Origin of the sequence: Pollutimonas sp. M17, assembly GCF_025836975.1 — a bacterium.
Lineage (GTDB): Bacteria > Pseudomonadota > Gammaproteobacteria > Burkholderiales > Burkholderiaceae_B.
In genome coordinates this window covers 839,304-854,892 of record NZ_CP107548.1, presented here as the reverse complement: position 1 = coordinate 854,892, position 15,589 = coordinate 839,304, and the positions used below count along the sequence as shown (strand labels likewise).

The 15,589-nt window shown below is 62.1% G+C and carries 16 protein-coding genes and 1 tRNA gene; 4 read left to right on the top strand and 13 right to left on the bottom strand.

Annotated features, from left to right (window positions below):
* Nucleotides 1-103: 103 nt before the first annotated feature.
* The 3 genes from rsmA to OEG81_RS04110 are packed head-to-tail and all read right to left on the bottom strand — an operon-like array spanning nt 104 to nt 4,777.
* Nucleotides 104-889 (bottom strand): 16S rRNA (adenine(1518)-N(6)/adenine(1519)-N(6))-dimethyltransferase RsmA, encoded by a 786-nt coding sequence (gene rsmA / locus OEG81_RS04120; protein ID WP_264131454.1) that lies wholly within the window; start codon nt 887-889, stop codon nt 104-106.
* 4 nt (nt 890-893) lie between these two features.
* Nucleotides 894-2,378, bottom strand: a complete 1,485-nt coding sequence (locus OEG81_RS04115; RefSeq protein ID WP_264132463.1) for a peptidylprolyl isomerase — start codon at nt 2,376-2,378, stop codon at nt 894-896.
* Nucleotides 2,375-4,777, bottom strand: a complete 2,403-nt coding sequence (locus OEG81_RS04110; RefSeq protein WP_264131453.1) for an LPS-assembly protein LptD — start codon at nt 4,775-4,777, stop codon at nt 2,375-2,377. Before OEG81_RS04110 ends, OEG81_RS04115 begins: the two co-directional genes overlap by 4 nt.
* A gap of 142 nt (nt 4,778-4,919) precedes the next feature.
* Here OEG81_RS04110 and OEG81_RS04105 point away from each other — a divergent pair, with 142 nt between their 5' ends.
* From OEG81_RS04105 to OEG81_RS04095, 3 genes are all read left to right on the top strand, one after another.
* Nucleotides 4,920-5,963, top strand: a complete 1,044-nt coding sequence (locus tag OEG81_RS04105) for an aminoglycoside phosphotransferase family protein (RefSeq protein ID WP_412034104.1) — start codon at nt 4,920-4,922, stop codon at nt 5,961-5,963.
* Nucleotides 5,963-6,658 carry an N-acetylmuramate alpha-1-phosphate uridylyltransferase MurU gene (murU, locus tag OEG81_RS04100; RefSeq protein ID WP_264131451.1) on the top strand — a complete coding sequence of 232 codons (696 nt, stop codon included), beginning with the start codon at nt 5,963-5,965 and terminating at the stop codon, nt 6,656-6,658. The genes OEG81_RS04105 and murU overlap by 1 nt, the downstream gene beginning before the upstream one ends.
* 188 nt (nt 6,659-6,846) lie before the next feature.
* On the top strand, nt 6,847-7,548 hold the full coding sequence (locus OEG81_RS04095; RefSeq protein ID WP_264131450.1) for a DUF6776 family protein: 702 nt from the start codon (nt 6,847-6,849) through the stop codon (nt 7,546-7,548).
* On the opposite strand, the gene glnQ is transcribed toward OEG81_RS04095, so the two are convergent.
* The 7 genes from glnQ to OEG81_RS04060 form a co-directional block, all read right to left on the bottom strand.
* Nucleotides 7,545-8,273, bottom strand: a complete 729-nt coding sequence (gene glnQ / locus OEG81_RS04090; protein ID WP_264131449.1) for a glutamine ABC transporter ATP-binding protein GlnQ — start codon at nt 8,271-8,273, stop codon at nt 7,545-7,547. The genes OEG81_RS04095 and glnQ overlap by 4 nt on opposite strands.
* Nucleotides 8,270-9,109 carry an ABC transporter permease subunit gene (locus OEG81_RS04085; protein WP_412034103.1) on the bottom strand — a complete coding sequence of 280 codons (840 nt, stop codon included), beginning with the start codon at nt 9,107-9,109 and terminating at the stop codon, nt 8,270-8,272. The genes glnQ and OEG81_RS04085 overlap by 4 nt, the downstream gene beginning before the upstream one ends.
* Nucleotides 9,110-9,240: 131 nt before the next feature.
* Complete coding sequence (glnH, locus tag OEG81_RS04080; protein ID WP_264131448.1) at nt 9,241-9,996, bottom strand: glutamine ABC transporter substrate-binding protein GlnH; 756 nt, start codon at nt 9,994-9,996, stop codon at nt 9,241-9,243.
* Nucleotides 9,997-10,155: 159 nt separating this feature from the next.
* Nucleotides 10,156-10,947 carry a MetQ/NlpA family ABC transporter substrate-binding protein gene (locus tag OEG81_RS04075; RefSeq protein ID WP_264131447.1) on the bottom strand — a complete coding sequence of 264 codons (792 nt, stop codon included), beginning with the start codon at nt 10,945-10,947 and terminating at the stop codon, nt 10,156-10,158.
* A 19-nt stretch (nt 10,948-10,966) separates the two neighbouring features.
* Nucleotides 10,967-11,626, bottom strand: coding sequence for a methionine ABC transporter permease (locus tag OEG81_RS04070; RefSeq protein ID WP_264131446.1), 660 nt, complete (start codon nt 11,624-11,626; stop codon nt 10,967-10,969).
* Nucleotides 11,623-12,633, bottom strand: a complete 1,011-nt coding sequence (locus tag OEG81_RS04065; RefSeq protein ID WP_264131445.1) for a methionine ABC transporter ATP-binding protein — start codon at nt 12,631-12,633, stop codon at nt 11,623-11,625. The genes OEG81_RS04070 and OEG81_RS04065 overlap by 4 nt, the downstream gene beginning before the upstream one ends.
* 226 nt (nt 12,634-12,859) lie before the next feature.
* A tRNA-Lys gene (locus OEG81_RS04060) sits at nt 12,860-12,935 on the bottom strand.
* A gap of 59 nt (nt 12,936-12,994) precedes the next feature.
* Between OEG81_RS04060 and OEG81_RS04055 the strand changes: the two genes are divergently transcribed.
* Nucleotides 12,995-13,774 carry a metallophosphoesterase gene (locus OEG81_RS04055; protein ID WP_264131444.1) on the top strand — a complete coding sequence of 260 codons (780 nt, stop codon included), beginning with the start codon at nt 12,995-12,997 and terminating at the stop codon, nt 13,772-13,774.
* A 65-nt stretch (nt 13,775-13,839) separates the two neighbouring features.
* On the opposite strand, the gene OEG81_RS04050 is transcribed toward OEG81_RS04055, so the two are convergent.
* Genes OEG81_RS04050 through OEG81_RS04040 form a run of 3 tightly spaced genes read right to left on the bottom strand, consistent with a single transcriptional unit; the run spans nt 13,840 to nt 15,567 of the window.
* Nucleotides 13,840-14,253, bottom strand: coding sequence for a c-type cytochrome (locus OEG81_RS04050; protein WP_412034102.1), 414 nt, complete (start codon nt 14,251-14,253; stop codon nt 13,840-13,842).
* A complete protein-coding gene (locus OEG81_RS04045; RefSeq protein WP_264131443.1) occupies nt 14,250-14,831 on the bottom strand; it encodes a ferritin-like domain-containing protein in 582 nt (193 codons plus the stop codon). Before OEG81_RS04045 ends, OEG81_RS04050 begins: the two co-directional genes overlap by 4 nt.
* Before the next feature lie 34 nt (nt 14,832-14,865).
* Entirely contained in the window at nt 14,866-15,567 is a 702-nt protein-coding gene (locus OEG81_RS04040; RefSeq protein ID WP_264131442.1) for an RNA polymerase sigma factor, read from the bottom strand.
* Nucleotides 15,568-15,589 lie beyond the last annotated feature (22 nt).

Below are 15,589 nucleotides of genomic sequence, written 5' to 3'. Positions count from 1 at the left end.
CCACACACTCACAGGCATGGCCACGAACTCACACCATGGCCACACACTCACAGGCCATAAAGAGCGTACAACCAAGAGAACCGAAAACACACTGGAAATGCAATCAGGCCTTCAAGACACCAGCATCCAGCAGGCAGTCGGACAGCGCGATGAACTGCGGAACGGCGAGCTCTTCGGCGCGAGCAGTGGCCGGAATCCCCAGACCGTCCCAATCGATCAGCCCCGCCCAATCCGCCAGGCCGCGCCGCAGCATCTTGCGCCGCTGCGCGAACGCCCGGGCCACCAGTTGTTCGAATGCCTTTCCGCTTTTCGGCTTCAGCCGGGTCTCGGGCAAAGGCACCATGCGCACCACGGCCGACACCACGCGCGGAGGCGGGTCGAAGGCCTCGGGGGCCACATCGAAGAGCTTCTGCATGCGATAGCGCGACTGCAGCATGACCGACAGGCGGCCGTAGTCGCCCGTGGAAGGCTGGGCCACCATGCGGTCGATGACTTCGCGCTGGAGCATGAAATGCTGATCCACCACCTGCCCGGCGCAGCCCATCAAGTGGAACAGCAAGGGGCTGGAAATGTTGTAGGGCAGATTGCCGACGATGCGCAGCCCCCCGCCCAGGGCGGAAAAATCCACGTCCAGCGCATCGCCTTCGATGACCTCCAGGCGATCGGCGGGGTATTGGTGCCGCAGCCGGGCCGCAAGGTCGCGGTCGATCTCCACCACCGTCAGGCGGTCCAGCCGGCGCATCAGCGGTCCGGTCAGGGCGGACAGGCCGGGACCGATCTCGACGATCCTGTCGCCCTGATTGGGCGCGATCCCCCGCACGATGGCGTCGATGACGCTCTCATCGACCAGGAAATGCTGTCCGAAGCGCTTGCGAGCCTGATGAACCATGGAATCAGCGGCGGTTGCGGTTCGACTGCGGATCCAGGCGGTTGTCGATGTAGGCCTGGCCGCGCAGCTGGCTGAGCCAATCCTCGAAGGCCGGCTCGACGCGTCGCTCGAACAGTATCTGCCGCGCCTGCATGCGCTTGAATTCCTTTTCCATGTTCTTGGTCCGGCGCTCCAGCACCTGGATGAGGTGCCAGCCGAACTGCGACTTGACCGGCTCGCTGATTTGGCCCGGTTCCAGCGCATTCATGGCCTGCTCGAACGCCGGCACCGTTTCGCCCGGTGTCAGCCAACCCAGGTCGCCGCCCTGCGGCGCCGTGGCGTCTTCGGAATAGCGCTTGGCCAGATCCTCGAAACCCTCGCCATTGGCCAGGCGCTGGCGCAGCTGCTTGAGCCGCGTCTCGGCCTTCGCATCGGACATGACCTTGGTCGTCTTGATCAGGATGTGGCGCGCGTGGGTCTGGGTAACCATCATCGGCCCCTGCTGTGCGGGAGCCGCCTGCGGCGCCATCGATTGCAGCTGCGGTTCGGCGGGACGCTGGCCCGGCTGGCCGCGCGTCAGCACCTTGAGGATGTGGAAGCCATTGCCGCTTTGCACGATGCCGCTGATTTCGCCGGCGTTCAGGTTCTGGGTGGCGCTGACGAACAGGTCGGGCCAGCCATTGACGGGACGCACACCCAGCTCGCCGCCGTTGAGGGCCTGCGGGCCGTCGGAAGAAGCCGCCGCCACGCCGGCAAAGTCGGCGCCGCCGCGCACGCGCGCCAGCAAGCCCTCGGCCTTCTGGCGCAATTCCTGCACTTTCGCGGCCGGCGCGCCTTCAGGCACGGCCACCAGGATCTGGGCCAGGCCGAGCACCTGCGGGCCTTGCTGCTGCGGGGCGGGAGCCGGCTGCTGAGCCGCCTGCTGCGGCGGACTGATTGCATTGCCCTGGCTCTTCAGGAAGGCGTCGATCTCGGCATCGGAAATGGTGATCGTGCTGTCGACGGTGCGCTGACGCAACATGTCCAGGCGCACTTCCTGGCGCAGATTGTCCAGATAGGTCGCCCAGGGCACGCCCGATTTCTCGATCTCCTGCCGCAGCGTGGCCGTGCTGATGCGATTGCGCTGCGCGATGGTCTGGACCGCATGGTCGACCTGCGCGTCCGACACGCGTATGCCCAGGCGCTCGGCCTCCTGGCGCTCCAGCTCTTCGGTGATCATGCGTTGCAGCACCTGCTTGCGCAGCACCGTGAGTTCCGGAACCGGGATGTTCTGGCGCTTCAATTGCTCTTGCGCCGATAGCGCCTGCGTATTGACCTGCTGCAAGGTAATGACGTGCTTGTTGACGATGGCCGCAATGCCGTCGACGAACTGCTCGGAGGGTTGCGCCGCCGCGGGCTGCGCGGGCTTGGCAGCAGGTTTGGCCGCCCACGCGGCGCCCGAGAGCAGGACGCCCGCCAAGGAAATCAGAACGGGCGCAAGCCAGCGCTTAGCATGCAGACTACGCATTATTCATACCTCTCGAAGGTGGTTTTTTCCGGTATAGGTGGAGTGATGGACTGGTAGCCCGAGATCCGTTCACCCAGCAATTTCATGGGATCGGTGCCCAGCGAGCCCAGGCCCGAGAGCTCAAGCTGGAAGAACATGGCGGTATTGGCCTTCTCGCGCGATACGGCGTAGCGCTGCATTACGACGCGGGCGGTCCAGCAGCAATCGCCTTTGTATTCCACGCCCAGAATGGACTGGGTGGAGCGTTTTTCCTGCAAGGAATAATCATAGCGGCCCAGCGCATACCACTTATTGGTCAGCGGCCACTGCCCGGTCAGGGAAACCTGTTCCTTGCTGTTGTCGATATAGCCCGGCTGCTCGCCCGCGAAGGGATCGGCCACCAGCCGGGGGTCGCGCTGATAACGGTAGGCGACCGACAGCGTCGCCAGGCGCTTGGGCTCCCAGCGGAAGCCCGCCGTCATTCGGTTGCGGTCCTTGGACTCGGGGTTGTACTGCGCGTCGAAACGCACCGAGAGCTTGTCGGTCAGCGCGGCGGCGGCGCCGAACAGATAGTCCGACTTGGTATTGGTGCGGCGCTTGTCGGTGGGATACAGGGTAACGAGCTGGTCGCGGAAGTAGATGCGCTGCGCCGCCGACAGCGACAGCCGCTCGAAGCCCGATTCCGCATCCAGCCACCGGGTGGTCAGCCCCACCGTCAGTTGGTCGGCATCGGCGATGCGGTCCCAGCCGCCGCTGAATACGTTTTCGTCAAAGGCCTGGGCGAAGTTGAAGTCGGCGTAATAGGTGTCGAACACCGGTATCTGCGACTGGTCCCGGTAAGGCACGCGCAGGTAATAGACGCGCGGTTCCAGCGTCTGGATGGAGTCATTGCCGAACAGGGTCGTATCGCGCTCGAACACCATGCCTGAATCGATGGACATGATGGGCAGCACGCGCGACTGGGACTTGGGGTAGGTCAGGTAGCCCGCGGGATAGCTCAGATAGCCGGGATTATCCTGGGCGTGCCATTGGGTGTTGTATTGGCTCAGGTGCAGGCCGACCTTGGGCGTCACGTACCAGCCGGCCCGTACGATGGGATAGGACACCGTGGTGTAGGACGAATAGCGTGTGCCGTCCGGGCCATAGTGCTTGTCCCACACGGCGGGGAAGGACGACCCCGAATAAACCGGACGGACGAAGCGCGTGGCGTAGTTGTCGGACTGGACGTCGAAACCCGCCCAGTTGTAGCGCGCGCCGCGTACGTACAGTTCGGGCAGGCGGTCGTATTGGGGCACCAGGTAGCTGCCCGAGGTGACGTCCTGCAGCGTCTGGTACTTGTAGGCATACAGCGATGCGTTGAAATACCGGTAGCCGCTCCAGTTCAGGCCCGCGCTGCTGGGCAGGTAGGTGTAGCTGGCCTCGTTCAGCCCGAAAGAGGAAAAATCACGGAAATAATCATCGTCCGACACGCGCCGTATGTCGAAGGAAGCGTTGACGCCGCCGCCCAGGCTATGGGTATGCTGCGCGGCATAGTACCAGCGCTTGCGGTCGGCGACCCTGTCGTCGGCCAGGTAGGTGCCATAGAGCTGGCCGCTATAGCGCTCGCCCAGGTAGCGGAACTCGCTGCCCAGCTGCAGGCCGCGCTTGGCCATGTAGCGCGGCGTCACGGTCAGATCGTAATTGGGCGCCAGATTGAAATAGTACGGCAGGGTAAGCTCGAAGCCGCCCGAGCTCGACGTGCCGTAGGTGGGTATCAGGAAACCCGATTTGCGCTCTTTCTTGATGGGAAAGCTGAGGTAGGGCGAATACAGGATGGGCACATCCTTGAAGTACAGCACCCCATGGCGCGCGATGCCTTCGTTTTCGTCGAAATGCAGGTCCACCTTGGGCGACTTTATGTACCAGGCGGGATCCGGGCAGGGGCAGCCGGTGTAGTTCACGTCGGACAGCCGCATATGGCTGCGGCTGAAGATGTCGGCCCGGCTGGCCGTGCCGGAACCGCCGGTGGCGCCCAGCCAGAAATCCGGCTCGTCGATCTCGCCCGTTTCGCTATTGATGTTGTAATCCAGCGTGGGGCCTGTGATCACGCTGGCGTCTCGTATGATCAGGCCATTGCCGCGCACCCGGACCTGGCCCGTGGAGCGCTGGTAATCGATGTAATCGCCCTTGACGATGGAGTCGATGCGCCGCACTTCGGCCGATCCCGTCAGGATCACCCTTCCGTCGGGATCGCTTTCCATCTTGTCGCCCACCATGAAGGCGGACATCTCGTTGTCGTCCACGTTCTTGTGCAATTGCAGGTTGGGCGCCACCCGAAGCGCCGGCAGATCCGGCCGCGTGGCCGTATCCGCGGCGGACTGCTGCGCCTGCGCCGCCGATACGCCACCGATGGCGAATAGAATTGCCCACCAAACCAAACGCACGAGGATTTCGTCTCCTGAAAACAGACTATATTTTGGCACAGCAGCCGAACCGTAAGGATTGGCGACCCGGTATTATAGAGAAGCTGGCGCATGCCGGGTACAGGCATGACCGCCGATTGCGGCATTTATCGATTTTTCTTCAATGGAACCTGATTTGAATTCTTCCCCCGATATCCGCCTGGCCACACTGAAAAACTGGCTGCAAAGCATTGCCGCGGCGCATGGGCTGGACCTGGACACCTTGCGGCCCGCATCCAGCGATGCCAGCTTCCGCCGCTATTATCGCCTTCAATCGTCCAGCGGCACGGCCATTGTCATGGACGCACCGCCCGAACACGAAGATTGCGGGCCTTTTTTACATGTCACGGGCCTGCTCCGGCAGGCCGGCCTGAATGTGCCGGCCATATTTGCGCAAGATGTACAGCAAGGATTCCTGCTGCTTTCCGACCTGGGCGAACAGACCTATTACCAGGCCATCCAGTCGGGCCTGGACGATGCACGGCTGCAAGAAATCTACCGCGCGGCCCTGTCCGCGCTGGTGCGACTGCAAGGCGCCTCCGTTACCGGCCTGCCCGCCTACGACGCGCAGCGCCTGGTCCAGGAACTGAGCGTATTCCCGGAATGGTATGCGCACACGCACTGCCAGGCTCGGCTGGATGAGTCCGAGCAAGCCGTGCTGCGCCAGACCTTCGACACTCTGGTCGCCGACAACGTGAAGCAGGCCCGTGTGTTGGTTCACCGGGACTTCCACTCGCCCAACCTCATGCTGGCCCCCGAAGGCGGCGACCCGGGCATCATCGACTACCAGGATGCCCTGGCGGGCCCCATCGGCTACGACATCGCTTCGCTGGTCATGGATGCGCGCACCACCTGGGAAGAGCCGCAGCAGCTGGATTGGGCCATACGCTACTGGGAAGCCGCAAGAGCGGCCGGCCTGCCGGTGCCCGCCGACTTCGCCGACTTCCACCGCGCCTACGAATGGATCAGCCTGCAGCGCAACCTGCGCATACTGGGCGTCTTCGCGCGTCTGTCCCATCGCGACGGCAAGCATCATTATCTGGATCACATGCCCCGCGTGAACGCGTATGCACGCCAGGTCGCCCAGCGCTACGGCGTCTTCCGTCCGCTGCTGCGCCTGCTCGACAAGCTCGACAACCGCCAGGTGACCACGGGATACACATTCTGATGCGCGCCATGATACTGGCAGCAGGCCGCGGCGAACGCATGCGCCCCCTGACCGACACCACGCCCAAGCCGCTGCTGCAGGCGGGCGGGCGGCCGCTTATCGCGTGGCACCTGATGCGCCTGGCCCGGGCCGGCATTACGGAACTGATCGTCAATCACGCCTGGCTGGGCGGCAAGATCGAAGAGGCGCTGGGAGATGGCCGGCGCCATGGCGTCCGCATTTCCTATTCAGCCGAAACCCAGGCCCTGGAAACCGCCGGCGGCATCGTCCAGGCCCTGGATTTCTTCCAGGGCCAGCCTTTTCTGGTCATCAACGGCGATGTCTGGTGCGATTGGGATCCGGCCCTTGCGCCCGCCATGGCCGCCGATATCGAATCGCGGGGCAAGCTGGCCTGGCTGCTCATGGTGGACAATCCCGTTCAGCACCCCGACGGCGACTTCCGCCTCGACGAGACAGGCCTCCTTGGCACAGCCCAGGACATGCCCTCTGTCGCCGCCCTGACGTTCTCGGGCATTGGCGTCTATCGTCCCGCCCTGTTCGAGGAACTGGAGCGCGGCCGGCCCGCCCCGCTGGCGCCCCTGTTGCGCCAGGCCATGCACCAGCGGCTCATCGTCGGCGGACGCCATGACGGCGATTGGGTCGATGTGGGAACCCCGGAACGCCTGGCCGCCCTGGATCGACGCCTGGCCGGGTAGCGGCCCGCCCATGTGCGCGTTACAATTTATGGGCGCACATTCAACAATGTATCAAAAACTGGCAAGGCGAAACCAAGGCCTGCAATACCTGTTTCCGTTGCGGAATAGGGTCTATGCTTTAAGGCTTTTCGGTGGCGGCGCGGCCCGTGCGGGCCCGGCCGCCCTTGCCATACAGGAATCATCTACACATGCTCGGTTCATCCAAACGTCACGTCTTCAAGCCCACGGCATACGGTTCGACCCGCAGCCGGCGCCGCATACCGCGGTGGCTTGTGCTGATGCTAACGGGCGTGGTGCTGGGTGCGGGAGGCCTGCTGTTTCTGCAAAAAAGCTATGGCCCCGTCCGCCTTACCGTCGAGCAATCGGAGCAGTTGCACTATGACCTGAACAGCGTCAATATGGACAAGCAGCGCCTGCAATCCCAGCTCAACCAGCAGACGCGCGATCTGACCGAGACGCGCGCCAACCTGCAGGCCCAGGCCGACGAGCTGAAGAAGGCCAAGGAAGAGGCCGCCAAGCTGACCTCCGACCTGCAGCTGTTCGTCGATGCCATGCCGGCCGACCCGCGCGGCACGTCGCCGGGCATACGCGCGGCCACTTTCGAGGCCAAAGACGGCTATCTGCATTATCTGATATTGGTCATGCAGGACGAAGGCAAGACGGATACCTTCACCGGCCAGGCCGAGCTGAATGTGGCCGGGCGGTACGCAAACGGCAGGTCCGGCCACGTCGACCTGCCCGCCTTCAAGGTAGAGTTGCAGCGCTATACCCATCTGGACGGCACCCTGCCCCTGCCCGAGGGCTTCACCCCCCGGCAGGTCAGCATAAAGATCACGCGGGAAGGATCCGAGAAGACGGTGGCGACCCGTACGATAAGGGTGTCCCGCTAGGACACGTGCTGCAGGAAATCCTTCAGGCGCTGGCTGGGCGGATTGCTCAGCAACTCGCTGGGCGGGCCGTCTTCCGAGATCTTGCCCTGATCGATGAAGATCAGCCGCGTTCCCACCTTGCGCGCGAATTCCATTTCGTGCGTGACCACCACCATGGTCATGCCTTCTTCGGCCACATCCTGCATGACCTTCAGCACTTCGTGGCGCAGCTCGGGATCGAGCGCCGACGTGGGTTCGTCGAACAGCATCAGTTGCGGGCGTATGGCCAGGGCGCGGGCAATCGCCACGCGCTGCTGCTGCCCGCCCGATAGCTGGCCCGGATAGTTGCCCATTTTCTCGCCCAGCCCCACTTTGCGGAGCAAAGCCTGGGCTTCGTCGCGGGCCTGGCCGCGCGGCGTGCCGCGCGTATGTATGGGCCCGAACATCACGTTTTCCAGCGCCGTCAGTTGCGGGAACAGATTGAACTGCTGGAACACCATGCCCGCTTCGCGGCGCAGTTCGCGCACCTGGGGACCGCTGCCCAGCACGCTCAGGCCATTGACGACGATGTCGCCGCCCTCGATGGTCTCCAGCACATTGATGCAGCGCAGGAAGGTGGACTTGCCCGACCCGGACGGCCCGACCACCACGACGACCTCGCCCTTTTCTATCGTGAGGTCGATGCCGTTGAGCACAACGCTGGAGCCGAAGCGCTTGACGACGTTCTTGAATTCAACAATGCTCATACGATCTGCGTCCTGTGTTCGACAAACTTCAGCACCAGCGCGATGAATCCGGTCAGGATCAGATAGATGACGGCCACGGCGCCCCATATCTCGACCGAGCGGAAGTTGCTGGCGATGATCTCCTGGCCCTGGCGGGTCAGTTCGGCCACGCCGATCACGATGAACAGCGACGAATCCTTCAGGCTGATGATGCACTGGTTGCCCATCGCCGGGATCATGCGGCGCAAGGCGACCGGGCCGATGATGAAGGCCAGTATCTTGTAGAAAGGCAGCCCCATGGCTTCGCCGGCCTCTTTCAGGCCCTTGGGCACAGACAGCAGGGCGCCGCGCACGATTTCGGCGATGTAGGCGCCCGAATTGATGACCAGCGTGAAGATGGCCGCCCACACCGCGTCGATGCGCCAGCCGAAGATCAATGGCAGCGCAAAGTAGATGAACATCACCTGCACGACGATGGGGGTGCCCCGTATAAGAAGGATGTACAGCTGGGCCAGGAAGGAAAGCGCAATGGGAATGTAGGCGGCGAAGCGCAGCAGCAAGCCGGCCACGATGGCGATTTTCAGCGCCAGCCAGGCCCAGTCCGGCACGCCGGACAGGAACTGGGTGCCGAACCAGGACGCCAGGCGCAACAGCAGATACAGCGCGGCGACGGTCGCGATCGCGATGGCCGTGCTTCTCCAGGTGACCAGCACTTTGACGTAGGTCGTGACGACGCCGGTCAGAAAGCCGATGAGCGTTCCGCCGATCAAACCAAGCAAAGTGATTTGTATCGTCATTTGCGTGCCTTCAAGCAGGCTGGGCATGGCGTCCCAAATGACAGACCATTCAAAAGTCACGTTGATTGCCTTAAGGAAAATGGGCGCAGCCCGTACCGGGGCTTGCGCCGTTGCAATGAAAAACGGCGACCCAGCAGTGAGCGCTCACCGGAGCGCCGGCCGCAGGATCGCCGTCGTGGACGGAGTCGGGCTTACTGAACCTTTTGACCGAACCACTTGGTGTACAGGGCATCGTACTGGCCATTGTCCTGCAAGGCTTTCAGGGCCTTGTTGACGGTGGGCACCAGGTCGCTGCCCTTGGGGAAGGCGATGCCGTAGAAATCGCCGCTCTTGAGCGAACCCACTACTTTCACGCGGCCCTGGCCGCCGGTCTTGGCAAAATACTGCAGGTTGGGCGTGTCGTGCACGACGGCATCGACGCGGCCCGTGGCCAGCTCCAGGAAGGCATTGTCGATATTGGGGAACAGCTTCAGCTTTGCATTGGGCACATTGGCCTTCAGGTAGTCCACCGTGGCGGTGCCGATCTTGACCGCGACCATCTTGCCTTCCAGGTCCTTGGCCGTCTTGATGGTGTTGTTGTCTTTGCCCACAAGAATGGCCAGGCCGCTTTCATAGTAAGGGTCGGAAAAATCGATGACCTTCTTGCGATCGTCGCGGATGGTGATGCCTGCCAGGGCGACATCGATGTTGCGCGTCTGCAGGCCCGGGATGATGCCGTTGAAGTCCATGGGGCGCAGGCTGTATTTCAGGCCGGCCTGCTTGGCGATGGCGTCCCATAATTCGATGTCGAAGCCCGTGTATTTTCCGTCCTGCTTGAATTCGAACGGAACGAAGGCCGTGTCGGTTGCAACCAGCAATTCCTTGTTCTGGGCGGCCGCGTTGCCCGCGGGCAGTGCCATGGCGAGTGCCAATCCGGCCAGAACAGCTTTGAATTTATTCTTGAACATACATGACTCCTTGTTTTACCTTTGGGGCGACCCGCACTCGAATAGGGGCGGTTCCTGCGGCTGGCCGCTCGTGGCGGCCGCCATGGAAAACGTATGGTAACCGAAAAAAAGCGGCAAGAAGCCGCTTTTTATGTGTACAGACAGCCGCATTCGCGGCGATCAGAACGCCGGAACGATGGCGCCTTTGTATTTGTCGGTGATGAATTGCTTGGTTTCGGGGCTGTTCAGCGCCTTCACCAGCTTCTTGACCGCGGGGTCATCTTTTTTGGCTTCGGTGGTGACCACGATATTGGTATAAGGCGAATCGGCGCCCTCGATGAACAAGGCGTCCTTGACCGGGTTCAGGCCCGCTTCCAGCGCGTAGTTCGTGTTGATCAGGGCCAGGTCGACGTCGGGCAGGATGCGTGGCAGAGTGGCCGCTTCGAGTTCGCGGAACTTCAATTTCTTGGGGTTCTCGACGATATCGCGCGAGGTGGCCAGGATATTGCTGGGATCCTTCAGCTTGATCAGGCCCTGTTTTTGCAGCAGCAGCAAGGCACGGGCGCCGTTGGAAGGATCGTTGGGCAAGGCGACCAGGGCGCCCTCTTTCAAGTCCTTGATGTCCTTGATCTTGCTGGAGTACGCGCCGAACGGCTCGACATGGACCAGGCCCACCGTGACCAGCTTGGTCTTGTGCTCTTTGTTGAAGGAGTCCAGGTAAGGCTGGTGCTGGAAGAAGTTGACGTCGATCTGGCCGTCGGCCACTTGCTGATTGGGCTGCACGTAGTCGGTGAACACCTTGATGTCCAGTTCCACGCCTTCCTTGGCCAGCACGGGCTTGACCAGTTCAAGCAGCTCGGCATGCGGCACGGGGGTGGCGGCCACGCTGAGCTTTTCCGCCTGGGCGGACGTCGCGGCCAGCAAGGCGGCGACGCTGAAGGCCAGAGCCGGCACAATTTTCTTCACAAACATAATAGACTCCTTGATAACATTATTTCCGGTTCAGCCTGGCGACGAGCCTGTCGCCGAAAACCTGCAAAAGCTGCACCATTACGACAAGAATGACAACCGTCACGATCATGACGTCCGTCTGGTAACGCTGGTATCCGAAACGCAGGGCCAGGTCGCCCAGCCCGCCGCCCCCGATCACGCCCGACATGGCCGAATAGCCCACCAGTGCGATGGCGGTGACGATGATGGCCGCCACGATGCCGGTGGTGGCCTCGGGAACCAAAGCCATCAGCACGGTCTGGCGCGAATTGGCGCCCATCGCGCGGCAGGCTTCGGACACGCCCGGATCGAGCTCGCGCAGCACGTTCTCGACCAGCCGCGCGAAAAATGGCGCGGCGCTGGCCACCAGCGGCGGCACGGCGCCCTCCACCCCCAGCGAGGTGCCCGCCAGCACGCGCGTCAGCGGGATCATGACGATCAGCAGAATCAGGAAAGGCACCGACCTGAGCACATTCACCACAAATGACAGCACATGGTAGATGGGGCCGTTTTCGAGCATCTGCCGCTTGCTGGTCAGGAACAGCAAAATGCCCAGCGGCAGGCCGATGATCACCGTGAATATCAGCGAAAACCCCGTCATCAGCAGAGTGTCCACCGTGGCCTCGCCGATGAGCGCCCAGTCCATATTGGCGAATATCATGAGCGCAGCACCTCGCATTCGACGCCTTCCTGCGCCAGCAGCCCATTGAGCCGGCCTTGCGCCTGCGGATCGCCCTGCACCGAAATGACCAGTTGCCCGTAGGGCGTGTCCTTGATGCGGCTGACCGATCCCTGCAGGATGCTGAGGTCCAGCCCCAGTTCGCGACTGGCCCGGCTCAGCATGGGCTGGACCGTCGCCTCGCCGCGAAAGCTGAGCCGTATCAGCGTGCCGCCTATGCCGGCGGCCATGTCGCGCCAGCCCTCGGCGTCCATGCCGCTTTCGGACAGCAGCGACTGCGTGACCGGATGGCGCGGATGCAGGAAAACGTCCAGGACCTCGCCGCATTCGACGATCGCGCCGGCATCGATGACGGCCACCTTGTCGCATACCGTGCGGATGACGTCCATGCCGTGCGTGATCAGCACGATGGTCAGGCCCAGGCGCTTGTTGATGTCCAGGAGCAGGCGCAATATGGATTGCGTGGTTTCAGGGTCCAGGGCGGACGTCGCCTCGTCGCACAGCAGGATTTCGGGCCGGTTGGCCAGCGCCCGGGCGATGCCCACGCGCTGCTGCTGCCCGCCGGACAACTGCCTGGGGTATTTGGCGGCATGCTCGGTCAGGCCCACCAGGGCCAGCACTTCGTGGGCGCGCCGCAGGCGTTCGGCGCGGGCCATGCCGGCCAGCTTGAGCGGAAAGCAGACATTATCCAGCACCGTGCGCGAACGCAGCAGATTGAAATGCTGGAACACCATGCCGACACGCTGGCGGAACTGCCGCAATTGCGCTTCGGAAAACTGGGTGATGTCCTGGTCCCGCACCCAGACCCGGCCTTCCGTCGGCCGCTCCAGGAGGTTCAGCATGCGGATCAAGGTGCTCTTGCCCGCCCCCGAGCGGCCGATGATGCCAAAGACTTCCCCCTGCCGGATGTGCAGATCCACGCCGGCCAGGGCATGCGAGATGCGGCCGGGCGATGCGTAGATTTTTCGGATGTTCTCTAGGCGGATCACGGTAGGAAATCAAAGATGAAGTCAAGGCGCGGCCTCATGGGCAGCGCCTCAATTTAACATAACCATACGGGATTTATTTACGAATTCTAATAGTTTAAAGCTATATAGAATACACAAAAAATAATGTGCAAAAGGCCCGTAATCATCAAAAGCGGTATAGTAATGTTCAATAAACAGCAGGCATAAAAAAACCAGCCTGTGGCTGGTTTTTTTAAAAAAGCGGCGTTGGTGGGTCGTGCGCGGCTCGAACGCGCGACCAACGGATTAAAAGTCCGGTGCTCTACCGACTGAGCTAACGACCCAACCGAAGAACGAGATTATGGCCGGTTTTAAAAACGCTGTCAAATCAACAATAATGCCCGTGCCCACCGCCGTCCGACTCAACATCCTTTCCGACCTGCACCTTGGCCAGGCCGGCTTGCCGCTGCCCGAAACCGATGCCGACATCGTCGTTCTGGCGGGCGACATCAGCCGCCCAAGGCAGGCCATCGACTGGGCCAGCCGCTTCGAAAAGCCTGTGCTCTACGTGCCGGGCAATCACGAATTCTATGGCGGCACCATAAAAGGCACCATCGAACAGCTAAAGCGTCTCGCCGAAGGAACGTCCATACACATACTCGATAATGGCGAAATCGTGCTTCACGGCGCACGCTTTCTCGGCAGTACGCTGTGGACCGACTTCAATCTATATGGGCCGGGTGAGATTCGCGAGCAATCCATCAAGCAGGCCTTGGATTTCATTCGCGACTTCTCCCGGATACAGTCGGACGCCATCCCGGGAACCTCCCTGGCGCCGCCGGAGTTTGAGGCGCTGTTCGCCGCCAATCGGTCCTGGCTGAAGCAGAAACTGGATACGCCCTTCCAGGGGCCCACCGTGGTCATCACACACCATGCCCCTTCCACCAAAAGCATACATCCCCGCTTCGAAGGCTCCCTGATCAACACATGCTTCGTTTCCGACAGCGAGTACCTGATGGATGCCAAGCGCGCCGTCTTGTGGATACACGGACACACGCACGACAGCTTCGATTATCAAGTGGCGGGCACACGGGTCATTTGCAACCCGCGCGGCTATGCGCGAGACGGCATCAACGAAAATCCGGCGTTCGATCCCAGTCTGGTTGTAGAGGTGCCGGCCTAGAACGGCCGGACCGATACGCAGCCAAACCTGGTCATTCGCGATTACCCGATCAGGCTGCCATCTTTCTATTTGCCCTTGCAATCCGCCGAAGCGTTTTCCTTCTTCAAGTAGGCGATCAGATCGGCGCGCTCCTGGGCGTCGGAAATGCCCGCATAACCCATCGATGTGCCCGGAACGGCTTTCAAGGGATTTTGCAGAAAGGCATCCAGGGTTTTCTCGTCCCAGATGATTTTGGAGTTGCGCATCGCATCGCTGTAGGCGAAGCCGGGCACCGTGCCCGCCTGCCGGCCGAACAGCCCGCAATGCCTGGGCCCGGTCCGATCATAGGCCAGGGCATGGCAGGCCAGGCACCGCGAATACACCGCCTCGCCCCTGGCCGCATCCCCCGTCATCGCGGCGGGTGCGGCCGCCCAGGCGCCGCCCGCGGCCCATAGTGGCAGGCTACAGGACAGCGCGGCCAGCCATGTCTTGGGGCTCATGACATGAAGGCCGAAGGCACGGGGGGTTCGCCCAGCGCATTACGCAAGACCGCCCAGTGCATGGCTTCATCGCCCAGGATGCTGGCGGCGGCCTTGGACAGGTCGCGGTTGTCGAAGACCGGCACCGCGCCCAGATAGGCGCTGACCGCGCCTTTTTCCAGCATGGCGGCAAAGCGCAGCACATCGGCGTCGGACTTCAGCTTGTCGACGGGAAAGGTGTATTCGCTTTTTGCGGAAACCGGCTTCCCGCCCAAGGTCGTTATGGTCTTGGACAGCAGGCTGGCATGTTCCTTATGGTGTCCCTGAAACACGATCGCCAGGTCCAGCGCGGGCTTCTTCAACAAACCGCTTTCGGCGCCCACCTGGTAGGCGGCAATAGCTTCCAGTTCGGCGCCCAATGCCGTATTCAGGATGCGCACATCGGAAGCGCCCCCTTCTTTGCCCTTGGCAAGCGCATCGCGCCCGGCCATCAATGCCACGGCGGCGCCGGATAGAAGCAGCCCCGATTGGCCAAGAAAGACGCGGCGGGCGTCGCGCATATCGATACTGGGATTACGAACAAAACTTAAGAACGACATGGTACTTCTCCTGAAGGAACAGCACTTGAAAACTCTAGGCTTCGCCATCGCGCTCCAAGCGCGCCATGACGCCGGCAACGATGCGGTCGCAGCGCTCGCCGGCGAAAGCGAATGCCGTTGGCAGGCCTTCGATCGCCTCCTGCTTGAGCGATTTGCGCAGCAGTCCGCGCGCGCGGAAATACCGACTGCGCACGGTTGCGGCCGGTATGCCCAGGCAGACGGCGGTTTCCTCCACGGAAAGCTCCTCGACGGCACGCAGCACGAAGACCGAACGGAAGGTGTCGGGCAATCGGTCGATACGCGCCTCCAGCAAATGCCGCGTCTGGGCTCGCATTACTTCGCGTTCGGGTTGGTCGAAAGGCGATTCGTCCATGGTCGTCTCTAAACTTGCGTCGTTATGCCTCAGGTCGCTGCTGAATTCCAGCCAGGTGGACAAGCGATTGATCTTGCGCAGACGCTGTTTCGATTCGTTGACGACGATGCTCACCAACCATGTGGATAGCGAGGAATCGCCACGAAACGAGCCTATGGAAGAGTAGGCCTTGTAGAAAGCCTCCTGGACCGCCTCTTCGGCGTCGGCTTCGTTGCGCAGGATGCTGCGTGCCACTCGATACAGCCGCTGGTTGTAGCGGCGCATAAGGCGCCGCAGCGCGTCCCGGTTGCCCTGTGCAAGCTGCTGCGCCAGTTGGGTATCCGAATCACCTGCGCCGGCAGGCTTGACAAGAGCTAAAGGCATGATGAAACCCGGAATGAGTATG